General features: G+C 60.8%; 11 protein-coding genes. 7 read left to right on the forward strand and 4 right to left on the reverse strand.

Annotated elements, in window-relative coordinates:
• The first annotated feature begins 16 nt into the window (after positions 1–16).
• Both AC3WL8_RS30590 and AC3WL8_RS30595 read left to right on the forward strand, forming a co-directional pair.
• The gene (locus tag AC3WL8_RS30590; protein ID WP_492379524.1) at positions 17–1,189 is read left to right on the forward strand and encodes an HlyD family secretion protein; all 1,173 of its coding nucleotides are present in this window, start codon (positions 17–19) and stop codon (positions 1,187–1,189) included.
• 30 nt (positions 1,190–1,219) lie between these two features.
• On the forward strand, positions 1,220–2,755 hold the full coding sequence (locus AC3WL8_RS30595) for an MFS transporter (protein WP_492379525.1): 1,536 nt from the start codon (positions 1,220–1,222) through the stop codon (positions 2,753–2,755).
• A gap of 31 nt (positions 2,756–2,786) precedes the next feature.
• Here the strand turns inward: AC3WL8_RS30595 and AC3WL8_RS30600 are convergent, their stop codons facing one another.
• Positions 2,787–3,875 (reverse strand): porin, encoded by a 1,089-nt coding sequence (locus tag AC3WL8_RS30600; protein ID WP_492379526.1) that lies wholly within the window; start codon positions 3,873–3,875, stop codon positions 2,787–2,789.
• Positions 3,876–4,054: 179 nt separating this feature from the next.
• Positions 4,055–5,107: a tripartite tricarboxylate transporter substrate binding protein gene (locus AC3WL8_RS30605; RefSeq protein WP_492379527.1), complete on the reverse strand. Its 1,053-nt coding sequence runs from the start codon at positions 5,105–5,107 to the stop codon at positions 4,055–4,057.
• 134 nt (positions 5,108–5,241) lie between these two features.
• Between AC3WL8_RS30605 and AC3WL8_RS30610 the strand changes: the two genes are divergently transcribed.
• From AC3WL8_RS30610 to AC3WL8_RS30630, 5 genes are all read left to right on the forward strand, one after another.
• The gene (locus AC3WL8_RS30610) at positions 5,242–6,186 is read left to right on the forward strand and encodes a LysR family transcriptional regulator (protein ID WP_492379528.1); all 945 of its coding nucleotides are present in this window, start codon (positions 5,242–5,244) and stop codon (positions 6,184–6,186) included.
• A 149-nt stretch (positions 6,187–6,335) separates the two neighbouring features.
• Positions 6,336–7,130 carry a class II aldolase/adducin family protein gene (locus AC3WL8_RS30615; RefSeq protein WP_013959605.1) on the forward strand — a complete coding sequence of 265 codons (795 nt, stop codon included), beginning with the start codon at positions 6,336–6,338 and terminating at the stop codon, positions 7,128–7,130.
• Between the two features lie 290 nt (positions 7,131–7,420).
• Positions 7,421–8,398 carry a Bug family tripartite tricarboxylate transporter substrate binding protein gene (locus tag AC3WL8_RS30620; protein ID WP_035815623.1) on the forward strand — a complete coding sequence of 326 codons (978 nt, stop codon included), beginning with the start codon at positions 7,421–7,423 and terminating at the stop codon, positions 8,396–8,398.
• Between the two features lie 33 nt (positions 8,399–8,431).
• Positions 8,432–10,237 (forward strand): thiamine pyrophosphate-binding protein, encoded by a 1,806-nt coding sequence (locus AC3WL8_RS30625; protein WP_013959603.1) that lies wholly within the window; start codon positions 8,432–8,434, stop codon positions 10,235–10,237.
• 46 nt (positions 10,238–10,283) lie between these two features.
• Positions 10,284–11,756, forward strand: coding sequence for an aldehyde dehydrogenase family protein (locus AC3WL8_RS30630; protein WP_013959602.1), 1,473 nt, complete (start codon positions 10,284–10,286; stop codon positions 11,754–11,756).
• Between the two features lie 539 nt (positions 11,757–12,295).
• On the opposite strand, the gene rhmD is transcribed toward AC3WL8_RS30630, so the two are convergent.
• Both rhmD and AC3WL8_RS30640 read right to left on the reverse strand, forming a co-directional pair.
• Entirely contained in the window at positions 12,296–13,483 is a 1,188-nt protein-coding gene (gene rhmD / locus AC3WL8_RS30635; protein WP_013959600.1) for an L-rhamnonate dehydratase, read from the reverse strand.
• Between the two features lie 65 nt (positions 13,484–13,548).
• Entirely contained in the window at positions 13,549–14,865 is a 1,317-nt protein-coding gene (locus AC3WL8_RS30640) for an MFS transporter (protein WP_013959599.1), read from the reverse strand.
• Positions 14,866–14,888 lie beyond the last annotated feature (23 nt).

Raw genomic sequence — 14,888 nt, forward strand, 5'->3', positions numbered from 1 at the left:
TGGATACGAGGCAAACATGGCACACCCGGAAAACGACCCTGAAGCACCAACGGCAAAAAGTCATCAGCCGCGTAAGCGCCAGCTGCTGAACATTGTGATTCCGGTCGGTGTGGCAATCGCTTCGGCCATCGTAGCAGTTTTCTGGTATGGCGCCGCACGCAATCAGGAGACGACTGAAGATGCTTACGTGGAGGGGAACATCGTGCAGGTGACGCCACAGATTTCCGGTGTCGTCACTGCGATTGGCGCAGACAACACTGATTACATCGCGGAGGGCCAGGTACTGGTGCACTTGAATGATGTTGACGCGCAGCTCTCGCTCGCCCGCGCTCAAGCTGCTCTCGCGAGAGCGGTCAGGCAGGTTCGCGGTCAGTTTGCCGCTGCAAGCCAGACCAAGGCTAATCGTGACCTGAAGGCAGCGGATCTGAACAAGGCGCAAGCAGATGTCATGCGGCGCAAGGCTCTGGTAGCGAGCGGAGCGATTTCGGGAGAGGAACTGCATCACGCCGAAGACGCGCTCGTCGTCGCCAAGGCCGCCTTTGAAGCGGCCGAGCAGCAGTTGGTCGGGAGTCGCGCTCAAATCGACGGGACGAAGGTTTCATCACATCCCGACGTAATGAGCGCGGCAACGCAAGTGCGAGACGCATATGTTGCACTACAACGCACAACTATTCGGGCACCAGTAAGCGGTGTTGTGACCAAGCGTAGCGTCCAGGTCGGGCAACGCGTTAATGCCGGCACGGCACTGATGTCTGTGGTGCCGTTGGACCATCTTTGGGTGAGCGCCAATTTCAAGGAATCCCAGCTCAGGCATATCCGCATTGGTCAACCTGTAGCCCTGATTACGGACGTGTACGGGACGGAGATTGAGTACCAAGGGGTCGTGGTCGGTCAGGATGCCGGCACCGGCAGTGCGTTCGCCCTGCTCCCTGCCCAAAATGCGACCGGCAACTGGATCAAGGTTGTCCAGCGAGTGCCGGTGAAGATAGCGCTAGATTCATCTCAGATTGCCGCCCATCCTCTGCGCGTTGGCCTGTCGATGAAGGTGATCGTCAATACCACGAAGCGGGATGGTAGGGCTGTAGCGGAGAAAGGGCATAGTCCGCAATCCTACAAGACAGATATATTTGCCAACGAACTCGCGAACGCAGACGAAATGGTGGAAAAGCTTATCCAAGCGAATCTCTAGTTGTCACATCGATCCAGATCGGGAGTCATCGTGAGCCAACCATCGAGAAAGCCACAGCTTCTCCTCCTTACCATATTCCTGCTGAACGGCATCGAGTTCCTCCAGACCGGCATGATTGCGTTCGCGTCTGCTCCGATCATGGGCGAGATCGGGGCTGGGCCAGAAGAATTCAGCCTGGTCAGCGCAGCCTATGCAAGCGTTGCCGTCATGGCTATATCCCAGCAGCGCTGGTTTGTAGAGCGCCTGGGATGGCGTAGGTTTTTGCAGTACTCGTTGAGCATCTTCATGATCGGAGCGGTCATTTGCGGATCAAGTCAAGCCTATAGTGAATTCCTTCTTGGCCGTCTCGTGATGGCACTGGGTGGGGCGTCATTCATGACCTCGGCGCGCATCATGGTCAATCACATTCATCCTGGCCCACAAAGATTTACCGGGATCAAGGCGTTCGCTGTTGCGCTCGCCGCCGGTACCGCGGCCGCGCCGTGGTTGGCATCGGTTTCGGTGGCGAACGATAACTGGAGTTCGATATTCTGGATCGTGGTCGGCGCCTCAGCGGTAGTGTTTGTACTGGTGACGGCGGTTTTCGATGGTGAGTCGCCGTCGTCAAGTGACAGTGATAAGTCGCAATCGCATCCCGTCTTGCTAATGTTGCTGGCTAGCGGTGCATTCCTTCTGCTTTATTCGCTCCAACGGACCTACTACGATTTCTACAGCGACGGCATTCCCATTTTTTTGACCGCTTCAGTTGCAGTAGTTGCTCTCATTTACTATGTCAGCGCCGAGCATCGACGCGAGACTCCTTTGATCAGAGTCAGGGCGCTGCTAAATCCACGCTATGTCGCAGGCGTTCTGCTTTTCACCTGCTGCTACGTCATTCTCGGTGCGGATAACTATGTGCTTCCAGCCCTGTTGCAACGGACACTTGGGTATCCGTGGCAGACTGTTGGGCAGTTTCAGGCAATGGGATTGGCCTCGGCTCTCGTCAGCTGGTTTATCCTGGCGCGACTTCTGCCAAAGTATCCGAGTCCTCGTAAATTCTTTGTGATTGGCTTCGGCGCGCTGGCGACGTTCGGCTGGCTTCTGTCCGGGCTCACGCCTGCAGCCAACCTCTGGCTGGATATCCTGCCGGCATTGCTGCTAAACGGGGTCTTCATGATGTTTGTCATGGCCAATGCTGCAATCCAGACATTCAGGGATGTCCAGTACGACGAAACGGTGTTCTCCCATGCCCAGCAAGCTAAAAATATGCTGGCGCAGATCGGTCTGGCGCTAGGAATCAGTCTGGCGACAATCGGACAGCAATGGCGGTCGACAGTGCACTACGACGCGCTGGCCAGAAATATCCATCTCGGCAACCCCATTTATCTACAGGCTGTCGACCACCTGGCAAGCCAGGTGTCGACCGTACTCGGGCAAGCGGACGCAGGCAGAGTCGCCGTGGCGCTGGTCGCGCAGTCCTTGGCTCAACAGGCAAATCTTCTCGCAAACCTTGACCACTTTTCCGTGATTGCGGTCATTGGTGGACTCGGTGTCGTGGTCAGCTTAAGCCAACGGCTGCTCAAGTAACTTATCGGGCTTGCGAGCGGCCAGGCCGCCGTCAGAATTTGTGTCGAAGGTTCAGTGTGACGCCAGTCTGGTTCTGCCCGGCCGCGATGGTGCTGCCGAAGCCGTTCAGACCGAGATTGGAGTTGTCCCTGTTGCGCGCATAGCCGATGGTCAGGAAGGCGTCGGTGCGTTTGGACAGCGCATAGTTGGCTGACCCTACCAGGCTCCACGGGTCTTGGCCAGAGCGCTTGTCGTTAAAGTAATAGCCGGCCGCTGTGAGGCTCAGGGCCGGTGTGGCCTGCAGGCGGTAACCCAGCCAATAAACATCGTTCCGGCGGCCTGGCGCGGTCGCCGCCAGCCCGATATTGCCGCTGAACCAGCGATAGCCGGCGAACAGCGTGGAACTGCCAAAGCTGAAGTTGCCGGCCGCTGCAAGGCGGCGGTCGCGCTGTCCAGAATTCTGGCCCGTGAGGCCGCGCGTGCCTTGCTGCTGGTCGTAGATCAGGGTCAGGCCGAAGGGGCCGCCCGCGTATTCCAGCCCGCCGCCGAAGGCGCGGTCGCTCTTGAGGTCGCCCGCGGTTTCACTGGCAAGCGAACTGGCGCCGCCGCTGGTGATGGTGGTACCCCTGGCAAAGCTGTACAGCGCGACGGCGGTCACGGGCCCGAACTTCCCTGTGTACTTGGCAGTGTTGTCGTAGCGACCGACGAAGTTGGGATCCATCATCAGCGCGGAATAGTGCCCGGCCAGCACCATTGGCTCATAGTTGATCAGAAGGTCATACAGTGCATTCTGCTGCCGCCCGAGTGTGACGCGGCCCCACTGGTTTTCCAGCCCGGCGAAGGCCTGCCGCCCGAAGAGCCGGCCGCCCTGGCTGGAGGTGCCGGCGTCGAGGTCGAATCCGCTCTCCAGGACATAGACCGCCTTGGCGCCGCCGCCGAGGTCCTCGACGCCGCGCAAGCCCCAGCGCGAGCCGGACACATTGCCCGAGGTCATCCGGAACAGTTTGTCGCCTTGCGCATTGGCATTGCTGAGGTACTCGAGGCCGATGTCGGCTACGCCGTAGAGCGTAACCGACGATTGCGCGGCGGCAAGCTGTGCCGATGTCGCCAGCAGAATGCCGAGGCACAGTGTTCTTCTCATGGAATCCTCCATTTTTCTTATTGCACGCAGGGTGGGAAAACGCTGCGCCGCGCAGTGAGCGCGGCGCGAGTGGGGGCACTGAGGCAGGCGATGCGGCGCATGTCCGCGTCGGCTCTCAGGTCCAAGTACGACTTGCGGATGGACGTTTCTGTGCTGCCGGAACGGGCAGCAAGCAAGCACTATTCGAGAGATATCGCGTACTTCGCCGCGAGTTGCTTCCAGAACGGGATTTCGGTCGCGATTGTCGCGGCAAAAGTTGCCGGATCTGAACCCACCGCGTCATATCCCTGGGCCTCGAGGATCTTGCGCACCTCAGGCTTTTTCATTGCGGCCAACGTGAGCGCGACCAGTCTCTTCAGAACGGGCTCAGGCAGGCCGTTCGGGGCAATGAGCCCGAACCACACGCGCATATCCAGGCTGGTCACGCCTTGTTCCGACGTTGAGGGTACCGCCGGAATGTACCTGCTGCGGTCATGACCGGTGACCGCCAGCACTCCGATACGGGGATCGCGGCTATACGGAAGCGCATTGGCTACCGTGCTGATAAAGATGGGCACCTGGCCGCCCAACGCATCGACCAATGCCGGAGCACAGCCCTTGTAGGGAACATGGACGAAGCGTACATTCCACGCCGCGGCGAGCATGGCGCCGGCGAAATGCTGCGGTGTGCCGTTTCCGCACGATGCGTATGCGAGCGGCTGGCCAGACGCTTTCGCTTTGGCGCGAAGGGCCGACAATGCCGATATGCCAAGCGTGTTCGATACACCAATGACGAGCGGGGACGAGGCAATCAGCGAGACCGGCTGGAAATCTCGCTGTGGATCGAAGGCTAACCGCTTGTACAGCGCACCATTCATCGTGAGATTGCTGGTGGTGAGGCCAATGGTGTAGCCGTCTGCTTGCGATTTCGCGATGGCATCGAGGCCGATGTTCCCGGACGCGCCGGCGCGGTTTTCTACGACAAAAGGTTGTCCTGTATCCGTCGTGAAGGATTTTGCGAGTACGCGAGCAATGCTGTCCGTTCCGCCGCCGGCGGGAAAGGGCACAACAATGCGGACCGGCCTGGTGGGATAGTCTTCTGCCGCGAAGGCGGACTGGACCACTACGGTCGACCAGAGCATTGCCGCGAGCGTGGCTGCTGCGACCTTGGCCAACGGTGCCCTTTCCGAGGCAGGGCATGACTTACCGCGGGGCCGGCAAGAAACGCGATTGATAAAGGTCGTGCAGTCCATGCTGTCTCCTGCGAGGGCCTGATGCCAGGCCACCATGTTGTTTGTGGCTGCAATTGTGGGTAACCTCATCCATATCTTCAAATAGTTCTTATACCGTAATCACATAGCAATCCAGCTATGGATGGAGGAGGCGCGTGCGCGGATTCGACCCATATCTCACTTTCCAGAAACTTGAAGTTTTCTGCACCGTGGCGGAGCTCGGCAGTGTGACGCGCGCAGCCGACAGGCTGTGCATTGCGCAACCCGTCGTCACTGCGCACCTGCGCAGCATGGAGGCCCGGCTGGGGTATCCCCTGGTGGCGCGTGCCGGCAGGAACATCGCGCTCACCGAAGCAGGAGAGCGTGTCTATCGTTGGGCGACCGAAGTCATCACGCGGACGCGCGAAATCGAGCGGGAGCTCGCAGGACTTGAGGGCGGGGGTGCCGGAAACGCGGTCGTTGCAACGTCGATGTCGATCGGCTCCTATGCATTGCCGCCACTGATAGTGGATTTCTACCGGCAGCACCCCAACGGACTGGTGACCGTTCAGATTTCAAACCCGCAAGCAGCAGTGGACGCGACGCGCATAGGGGGCTGCGATTTTGCGGTAATCCTGCTGACGGCAAAGCAAGATCTGGATGGGCTGACGGCGATTCCGCTGTGGGAGGAAGACCTTTTGCTGGTATGCGCGCCGGGCAGCCGCTGGGTCAAACAACCGTCAAAGGAACTCGACCTTCATCAGGTGCCCTTTATCAGCACGCCACGGAATCTGGCAAGGCGTGAATTGGAGGACACGCATCTGCGCAAGCATGGCCTCGAGAACCGCAGGGTCGTGCTGGAGCTGGGGCATCCTGAAGCAATGAAGCACGCGGTCCGGCAGGACATCGGGCTGAGTTTCATGCTTGCTTCCTCGATCCGCGCCGATGTGGCACGCGGAGACCTGGTGGTCCTTGATCGCCCCGACTTGCCAATGAAGATTCCATCCTACGTGGTGTACCGGGAAGACAAGCGCTTCTCCGCTTTTCAGGCAGCGCTCTTGCAGTTCATCCGCGACGCCGCGCCGCAAAACAACGCCCTGCAGGTGCACCTCAAATCATAGTTGGTGGAGTATGGATCAAGGCCTAAATAGCTAATAGACCTATCATCAACCCAAGTCTAAGCTGTAACGACGTTCCGGGCAGTAGTGCGGCGTCGTATGTCCCGGGACGCGAATCGAACCACATTCGCCAACCTGAGACTAGGCCCTCCATGTGCAACTCCCATACCAATCCCGGCAGCAGCGTCGACTACGCTGAAGATCTCGATCGTCCTTCCGGCTCCGCAAGCGACACGTTGATCGAAGACCTGGTGTGTGCCAATCACATCTTGTTCGATCAGGGCATTGTCGATGCCTTTGGCCACGTCAGCGTCCGGCACGACAAGGATCCAGGCCGGTTTCTGCTGGCGAGGAACATGGCACCCGCCACTGTTACGCCAGACGACATTGTGGAGTTCAAGCTGGACGGGTCTCCAGTCAACGCGGGGGGGCGCGCCATCTACCTGGAGCGATTCATCCATGGCGAGATCTACAGGGCCCGACCCGACGTGCACGCCATCGTGCATAGCCACTCGCCTACCGTACTTCCATTCAGCGTCGTCAAGAACACCCCCTTCAGGCCCGTATGCCATATGAGCGGTTTCCTGGGCGCTGGAACACCGATCTTCGAGATTCGCGAAACTGCCGGCGACGCGACCGACCTGCTGATCCGCGATGGCAAGCTTGGCGCTGCGCTTGCGCAGAAGCTTGGCGAGGCGTCGTTTGTTTTGATGCGGGGCCATGGTTCCACCGTCGTCGGTCCCACGCTCAAGCACGCCGTCTACCGAGCGGTCTACGCAGAAGTGAATGCGCAGCTACAGGTGGGCGCTATGCGGCTTGGCGAGGTGACTTACCTCAGCCAGGGCGAAGCCGATACTGCCTGCCGGAATATCGAAACGCAAATCGAACGTCCATGGGCGCTTTGGAAGATGCGGGTGCAGCGCACCGGCGCCGTGGACGGACGCTGACCTGGGCGCGTGCCGGTGCGTGTCGCTTGCTGCCAACACCGGCGCGTCTATTACTGATGCCCACATCGCTCTCGAACCGTAAGCAAAGGCTTTTCGAGAGGAACTCATAAAGGTCACGCACGAATCACGAAAACAGGAAACACCAGCCGACGGCGCTACTGACGATAACAAATATGCCGGAATGCGGTGACGTGGACGAGCGATTGCTGCTTCTTTACTGCACGCGCTCTAACGCGAAAGGGCCCGCAACCTGACAGGGCCCCACCCGCAGTAAATACAGGAGACAAGACATGAAATTCAATCCCGGCACAGGGATGCTTGCCCTTTGCCTTGCCACCGTGATCATTGGCGTACCTGCCTCGGCGCAGACCTACCCGACCAAGCCCATCCACATCGTCGTGCCGCTTCCGCCCGGCGGATCCAATGACGTGCTTGCCCGAATCCTGGCGCAGAAAATGTCCGAGTCTTTTGGCCAGCCCGTCATCGTTGAAAACAAGCCGGGTGCCGCAGGCAATATCGCCACCGATTTCATAGCCAAGGCCGAAGGCGACGGCTACAGCATCGCCGTTGCACCCAATCAGACCGTGGCGGTTAACCCGGTTCTGTATCCCAGGCTGCCGTTTGAGGTGAGCCGGGACCTGACGGGCATCGCCCTGCTGGGTCGCGTGCCCATGGTGCTGGTGGTGTCGCCAGGCAAGGTGGCGGCAACTTCGGTCGCCGAATTGATCGCGCTGGCAAAAGCCAACCCCGACAAGCTTTCCTATGCGTCCGCCGGCTCGGGCAGCCCGCAGCACATGGCGGCGGAAGTCTTCAAGTCCATGACAGGAACCCGCATCACCCAGATCCCATACAAAGGCTCGGCCCCCGCGCTTGTGGATTTGTTGGGTGGCAACGTGGACATGATGTTCTGCCCAATCAATTCAGCCCTGCCGCACATCCGCAGCGGCAGGCTGCGCGCACTTGGTACCAGTGGCGCGAAGCGCGTCGAGCTGCTGCCAAAGGTGCCGACGATTGCCGAGACGCTTCCCAATTTCGAAAGCGATATCTGGATCGGCATGGTTGCCCCAGCCAGGACGCCACCGGCCATCATCAACAAGCTCAATGCTGAGTTGCGCCGCTCGCTGGCGCTACCCGATGTACAGGGCAAGCTGGCCGAGCAGGGCATCTATGCGGAAACCAGCACGCCCCTCGAATTCACCAGGCTGATCGCCAGCGACCAGAAGCGCTGGGCAGAGGTGATCAGGGCCGCAAACATCAAGCCCGAATAATTCTCTTCTTTTCATTTTCACCTGGGAGTTTCCATGAACGTTCCCTCCGGTCCCTCCGTGCGCCGCGATATTCCCACGCCTTCCGAACCGGATGAAGCCGTCTGGGCCAGTGACGCGATTGCCGATATGCTGCGCGCGATGAACATCCCCTATGTGCTGCTCAATCCTGGCGCAAGTTTTCGCGGCCTGCATGACAGTATCGTGAACCACCTGGGCAATGAAAAGCCGCAGATGATGGTGGTGCTCCATGAAGAGCATGCGGTGGCCATCGCGCACGGCTACACCAAAGTTACTGGCAAGCCGCTGGTGGCCATTGTGCACAGCAATGTCGGGCTGATGCACGGCTCCATGGCTATTTTCGATGCCTGGGTGGATCGCGTGCCGGTCATTGTGCTGGGTGCCACCGGACCGGTCGACGCGAACAAGCGCCGGCCGTGGATCGACTGGATTCATACGGCGCAGGACCAGGCCGCGCTGGTGCGCCACTTTATCAAGTGGGATGCGCAGCCGGCTTCGATTCCGTCCGCGCACGAAGCGCTTCTGCGGGCCCGCCAGATTGCCACCACCGCACCCAAGGGCCCGGTCTACGTCTGTTTTGATGCGGCACTGCAGGAATCGAGGCTGGCTGAGCGGCCGGCGATTCCCGAGCCGGCGCGCTATCTCGCGCCGCCGCCGGCCCGGCCTTCGGATGACATCGTGGCGCAGGCGGCAGCGCTTCTGTCAGAAGCCAGCCGCCCGGTGATCCTGATGGGCCGCGTGTCCCGCGACGTCGAAGGCTGGGAGCAGCGCATCCAGCTGGCCGAAACTCTGAACGCTGAAGTGCTGACCGACCTGCGTGTCGGCGCGGCCTTTCCGACCGACCACCCGCTGCACGCAGCGCCCAGCGGTGCCTTTCTCACAGCTAATGCACAGGAAGTCTTGCGCGAAGCCGACGTGGTGCTCAGCCTGGACTGGCTGGATCTTTCAGGAACGCTGAAGCAGGCCTGGGGAGACAAGCCCGTCGGCAGCAAGATCATCCAGGTCTCCGTGGACCACTACAGCCACAATGGCTGGAGCATGGACCACCAGGGCCTGCCGCCGGTCGATGTCTTCATGTTGTGCGAGCCTGAGCCGGCCGTGGCCTTGTTGAACCAGCACGTCAAGCCGCGCGAAACGCCGGCGCCCGCCAAACGGCCGCTTCCCCCGGTCTCAGTGACGCTGCCCGTGCCAGGCGCCACCAGCGGTAGCAACATTACGGTGACCACGCTGGCGGCCACCTTAAAGCGCGCCGTTGGTGAGCAAGAGGTTTGCCTGATGCGCCTGCCGTTGAGTTGGAGTGGCGAGATGTGGGACTTCCGGCACCCATTGGACTTTCTAGGGTACGACGGCGGCGGGGGCATCGGCTCGGGCCCCGGCATGTCGATAGGCTCTGCGCTGGCCCTCAAAGGCAGCGACCGTCTACCGGTCGCGGTGATCGGCGACGGTGACTACATGATGGGCGTCAACGCGCTCTGGACGGCCGCCAATGCACGCATCCCAATGTTGATGGTGGTGTGCAACAACCGTTCATTCTTCAACGACGAGGTGCACCAGGAGCGCGTCGCGCGCCAGCGCAAGCGGCCGATTGAGAACCGCTGGATAGGCCAGCGCATCAGCGACCCACCGCCCGACCTCGCCATGATGGCGCGCGGCCAGGGGCTTACCGGCATCGGCCCAGTCGAGGACGCCGCCGAACTGGAAGAAGTCCTGCGCGATGCCATCGCAGCAGTCAAGAAGGGCGAGACCGTGGTGGTCGACGTGGTGGTGCAAACCGGCTACAGCCCGGCCATGACGGCGGGCCTGACGCGGTCGAAGGACTGATTGCGCTCCGGCGCCCGGCATTTCTATTGTTGAGGACACAGAACCTATGCGCGCACACGAAATTCCCCCCGGCGTCTTGCCGACGCGACGCGAACTGTACTACGGCGGTGCGTGGCACACCCCCAAGGCGGGTGGCTACGCCGAGACCATCAACCCCGCTTACAACGAGACCATTACCACTGCGCCGCTTGCCGATGAGGCCGATGTGGCCGCCGCGGTGCAGGCGGCCCATGCAGCTTTTCCAGCCTGGGCCGCCACGCCACCCGTCGAGCGGGGGCGCTACCTGCGCAAGGCCGCCGCGGTGTTGCGCGAGCATGCCAAGCCGCTGGCGCTGCTGGACTCGCTCAACAATGGCAATCCGGTGTCGGCTCTGGCCATGGACGCGGCCTTTGCTGCCGACTGTCTGGAGTACTTCGCAGGCCTGGCCACGGAAATCAAAGGGGAGACCATCCCCATGGGCGACGGCAACCTGAACTACACCATGCAGGAGCCGCTAGGCGTTATCGCCCGTATCGTGGCGTATAACCACCCACTCATGTTTGCCGCTGCACGCCTTGCCGCGCCGCTGGCGGCCGGCAACACCGTGGTGGTGAAGTCGCCCGACCAGGCGCCGCTGTCCATCCTGCGGCTAGCCGAACTGGTGGGCGATATCTTTCCGGCCGGTGTTGCGAATTTTTTGTGCGGCGGTCGTGAATGCGGCGACGCCATGGCACGGCACCCGCTGGTGCGCAAGATCACGCTGATTGGCGGAGTGCCCACAGGCCGTGCCGTCATGAAGACCGCTTCGGACAACCTCAAGCCTGTACTACTGGAACTTGGCGGAAAGAACGCGCTGATTGCCTACCCCGATGCGGATCTCGACAAACTTGTGAACGGCATCCTGGGAGGTATGAACTTCACTTGGTCGGGTCAGAGCTGCGGCTCCACTAGCCGCGTCTTTCTGCATGAGTCCATCCATGACCAGGTACTGGAGAAAATCGTCCAGTTGCTGCCGCAGCGCCACAAGCCCGGGATCCCGACAGACCCCGAGACCACGATGGGCTCGCTCGTCAGCCGTGCACAACTGGAAAAAGTGCAGGGCTATGTGGCTAAGGGTCTGGAAGATGGCGGACGGCTGGTGTGCGGTGGCAAGCAGCCGGACGCCCCTGCTCTGAAGGACGGCTTCTTCTACGAAGCCACTGTGTTCGCCGACATGAAGCCGCACATGCGTTTGGCTCAGGAAGAAGTGTTCGGCCCCATCATGTCGGTTTTCAAGTGGAGCGACGAAGACGCGTTGTTCGAGCAGGTCAATGGCGTGGAGTTTGGCCTGACTGGCTCGATCTGGACGCAAAGCCTGAACACGGCGCATCGTGCAGCCAAACGCATGCACACGGGCTATGTGTGGATCAACAACTCCAGCCAGCACTTCATGGGTGCGCCTTTCGGCGGCGTGAAGCAGTCGGGCATAGGCCGTGAGGAATGCTTTGCCGAGTTGCTGGAGTTTACGTACACCAAGAATGTGAACCTGAAGCTGGCTTAAGGCGCTGGCCGGACTCAGCCCCGGGCGGACCGGGGCCGTGGGGCTCCAGTGTGGCACGCTTCAGAAATCGGACAGTATTGCAGCACAAGGGCCTCGCTGTTGAGCACAAAAAGCTCAATCGCGGTTTCCAATTGACCGACCACCAGCTCACCCGTCTTTGGTAAGAAAAATCGCGGGTGAAGCCGGTCCACCCGTCGATCTCCTTCAGCAGTCCGGCATCTTGACGCAGCCGAGTGCCGCTCCTATGTCCGTCTGCGCCTGCAGCAGTCGCTCGCTCAGGGCTGACGGACGTCTGCTTCCCGGCCAACTCGGTCGTCCAATCAGTACACTGCCAGTGACCGAAGTTGCCAGCTACTGCCGTTGGGCTGCCCAGAGGGTCAACAATGGTTAGGGGCTGCTCGCTGAGGACGCAGGGAAGCGGCGGCGGGCCGATAAGGCCCGATAACGGTGCCTTATTATCCAGGACGGCGCCGCCTCGCGCTTTTTTCTGAGCGCAATCGCCCACGAGTTGGCGTCCCATGCGCCTGTTCGGATGAGCCTCAGCGCTCGAATGGCCGGTGCAACGGCAGCTCGGGGTTGAGGCGCACACCGAACCCGGGCGCATCCAGCGCGGAGGCCTTCATTCGTCCGTTCACTGGCACTGGCTCGTCAAGCAATTGCGGATGGAACATCGGCACGATCTCGTCCGCGCCCGGCGACATATTCAGGAATTCAGCAAATGGGCTGTTGTGGCGCGTGATGACAAAGTGATAGCTGTAGACCGACGAGCCGTGAGGGACCACCAGCTTGCCCCGCGCGTCGGCCAATGCGGAGATTTTGATCAGCTCGGTAATGCCGCCGCACCAGCCGACATCCGGTTGCAGGATGTCGCAGCATTCCATCTCCAGCAGCATGCGAAAGCCCCAACGCGTAGCCTCATGCTCACCGGTGCTCACGAGCATGCCGCGCGGTACATTGCGACGTAGCTCGGCGTAGCCCCAGTAATCGTCGGGCGGCAAGGCCTCCTCGATCCATTTCATCCCAAACTCGTTGTACGCGGCCTGAGCGAGACGCGTAGCATAGTCAACATCCAGGCTCATCCAGCAGTCGTACATCAGCCAGAAGTCCGGGCCGCATTTTTCGCGCATGTCAGCGAGCAGTTCCAAGTTCTTCCTCAGGCCTTCTTTGCCTTCCGCGGGGCCGTGGTGTAACGGCAGCTTGCCGCCGATGAAGCCCTGCTGCTTGGCGAAATCGGGCCGCGCGCCCGTCATGTAGAACTGCAGTTCATCACGCACCGGACCCCCAAGCAGCGCGTGGACAGGCTCCTTGCGGATCTTGGCCAGCAGATCCCACAGCGCCAAGTCCACGCCCGAGATGGTATTGAGGACGATACCCTTTCGTCCGTAGTAAAGCGTCGAGTTGAACATCTGGTCCCAGATTTTCTCGATGTCCGTCACCTTCTGGCCCTCGATGAAGCGGGCGAGATGCCTCTCGACAATCCAGCAGCCGAGCTCGCCGCCGGTCGTGACAGCAAAGCCCACGGTGCCATCGCTCGCCTCGATCTCGACCACCAGCGTGCCAAGGACGTTGAGGCCAAAACTCCGGCGGCTCTGCCGGAACTCGGGATACTTGGACATTGGCGTGGCGATGTGATCGTCAATCCAGTGACCATCACCCTGGTCGTGATAGTCAGCGCCAGCGCCGCGCAGCGTGAAAGCGCGAACGTGCTTGATGGTAGGCATGGACATGTGGGAACTCCTACAAAAGGCTCAGTTTGTTTGGTCAGAGGTGTTCGGGGGCGAACCGCTCGGGTTCAAGCCGAGTGCGTCCCAGGATTTGCCACGGGAGTGGCAGCCCTCGGGCTTCGGAGTTTCAGGAACAGCACTGCGCCGATCGCAGTGGTGACGGAGAGAAGATTGAGCCCGGCACTCGGCGATGCAAAGGCATGCTCCGCCCACGTCTTGACGTTCGGCGCGACAAAGCCGCCGAGTGCGCCGAGCGAATTGATCAGAGCGATGCCGCCAGCAGCCGCGGCTCCCCCGAGGTAGTTTGTCGGGAAGGTCCAGAACAGCGGCTGCACCCCGATGAAGCCGGCGGCCGCGAAGCACAGGGCAATCAGTGCGACGATCGGAGATGCCGCATTGACTGAGAGCGCGATGCCGGCGGCCGCCACGGCCAGCGTGGCGAGCGCGATGCGCTCATGGTGTCCGCGCCGCTCGGCCATTCGGGGAAGGAAGTAAGCCGCCGCGAGCGCACAGACCCACGGGATCGCTGTTACCAGGCCGACTTCGAAGCCGACCTTCTTACCCAGCAGCGCCGCCACTTGCGTCGGCAGGTAGAACACCACGCCGTACACGCTGACTTGAATCAGGAAGTAGATGAGCGATAGGAACAGCACCCGACCGTTGCCCAACGCGCGCAATACCGTGCTCGGTCCGTGCGAGGATTTGATTTGCTCTTCGCTATCGATGGCCAAAGCGAGGACATCGCGCTCGGCGGGGGACAGCCATTTCGCATCGCGTGGGGTATTGTCGAGATACCAGTACGCCCACACGCCCACAATGCTCGCGAGCAGCCCTTCGACCATGAAAAGCCATTGCCAGCCTTTGAAGCCTAGCAAACCATCGAGTTCGAGCAGCATGCCAGAGAGCGGGCTGCCGAAGATGAATGCCAGGGGCGCGCCAAAGTAGAACATCCCCATCACGCGGGTGCGTGCACTCGCCGGGAACCACTTCGTCAAATAGTAGATGACGCCGGGAAAGAATCCGGCCTCCGCTACCCCCAGTAGGAAGCGCAGCGCATAAAAGGCGGTTTCACTGTGGACAAACATCAGTGCAGCGGAAACCATTCCCCACGTCACCATGATCCGCGACATCCAGATGCGGGCGCCAACGCGGTGCATGATCAAATTGCTCGGCACTTCGAGTAACGCGTAGCCGAGAAAGAACACACCGGCGCCGAGTGCAAACATTGAATCGGAGATGCCAGTATCGAGCTGGAAAGCCTTCTTTGCGAAGCCGACGTTGGCGCGGTCGAGAAAGGCAAGCACGTACATCAGCAGTAGAAAAGGCACCAGGCGTACAATCGCCTTGGCGGTTACCGACTCAATGGCCGGACGATGGGCATTCATGATGTGTGTCTCCGGGGCGCGGC

The sequence above is a fragment of the Cupriavidus sp. FW305-F7 genome (assembly GCF_058782875.1).

Coding starts and splice junctions, on each gene's coding strand:
- AC3WL8_RS30590 (WP_492379524.1), top strand. CDS start 17: ATGGCACACCCGGAAAACGACCCTGAAGCACCAACGGCAAAAAGTCAT.
- AC3WL8_RS30600 (WP_492379526.1), bottom strand. CDS start 3,875: ATGAGAAGAACACTGTGCCTCGGCATTCTGCTGGCGACATCGGCACAG.
- AC3WL8_RS30605 (WP_492379527.1), bottom strand. CDS start 5,107: ATGGACTGCACGACCTTTATCAATCGCGTTTCTTGCCGGCCCCGCGGT.
- AC3WL8_RS30615 (WP_013959605.1), top strand. CDS start 6,336: ATGTGCAACTCCCATACCAATCCCGGCAGCAGCGTCGACTACGCTGAA.
- AC3WL8_RS30620 (WP_035815623.1), top strand. CDS start 7,421: ATGAAATTCAATCCCGGCACAGGGATGCTTGCCCTTTGCCTTGCCACC.
- AC3WL8_RS30625 (WP_013959603.1), top strand. CDS start 8,432: ATGAACGTTCCCTCCGGTCCCTCCGTGCGCCGCGATATTCCCACGCCT.
- AC3WL8_RS30630 (WP_013959602.1), top strand. CDS start 10,284: ATGCGCGCACACGAAATTCCCCCCGGCGTCTTGCCGACGCGACGCGAA.
- rhmD (WP_013959600.1), bottom strand. CDS start 13,483: ATGTCCATGCCTACCATCAAGCACGTTCGCGCTTTCACGCTGCGCGGC.
- AC3WL8_RS30640 (WP_013959599.1), bottom strand. CDS start 14,865: ATGAATGCCCATCGTCCGGCCATTGAGTCGGTAACCGCCAAGGCGATT.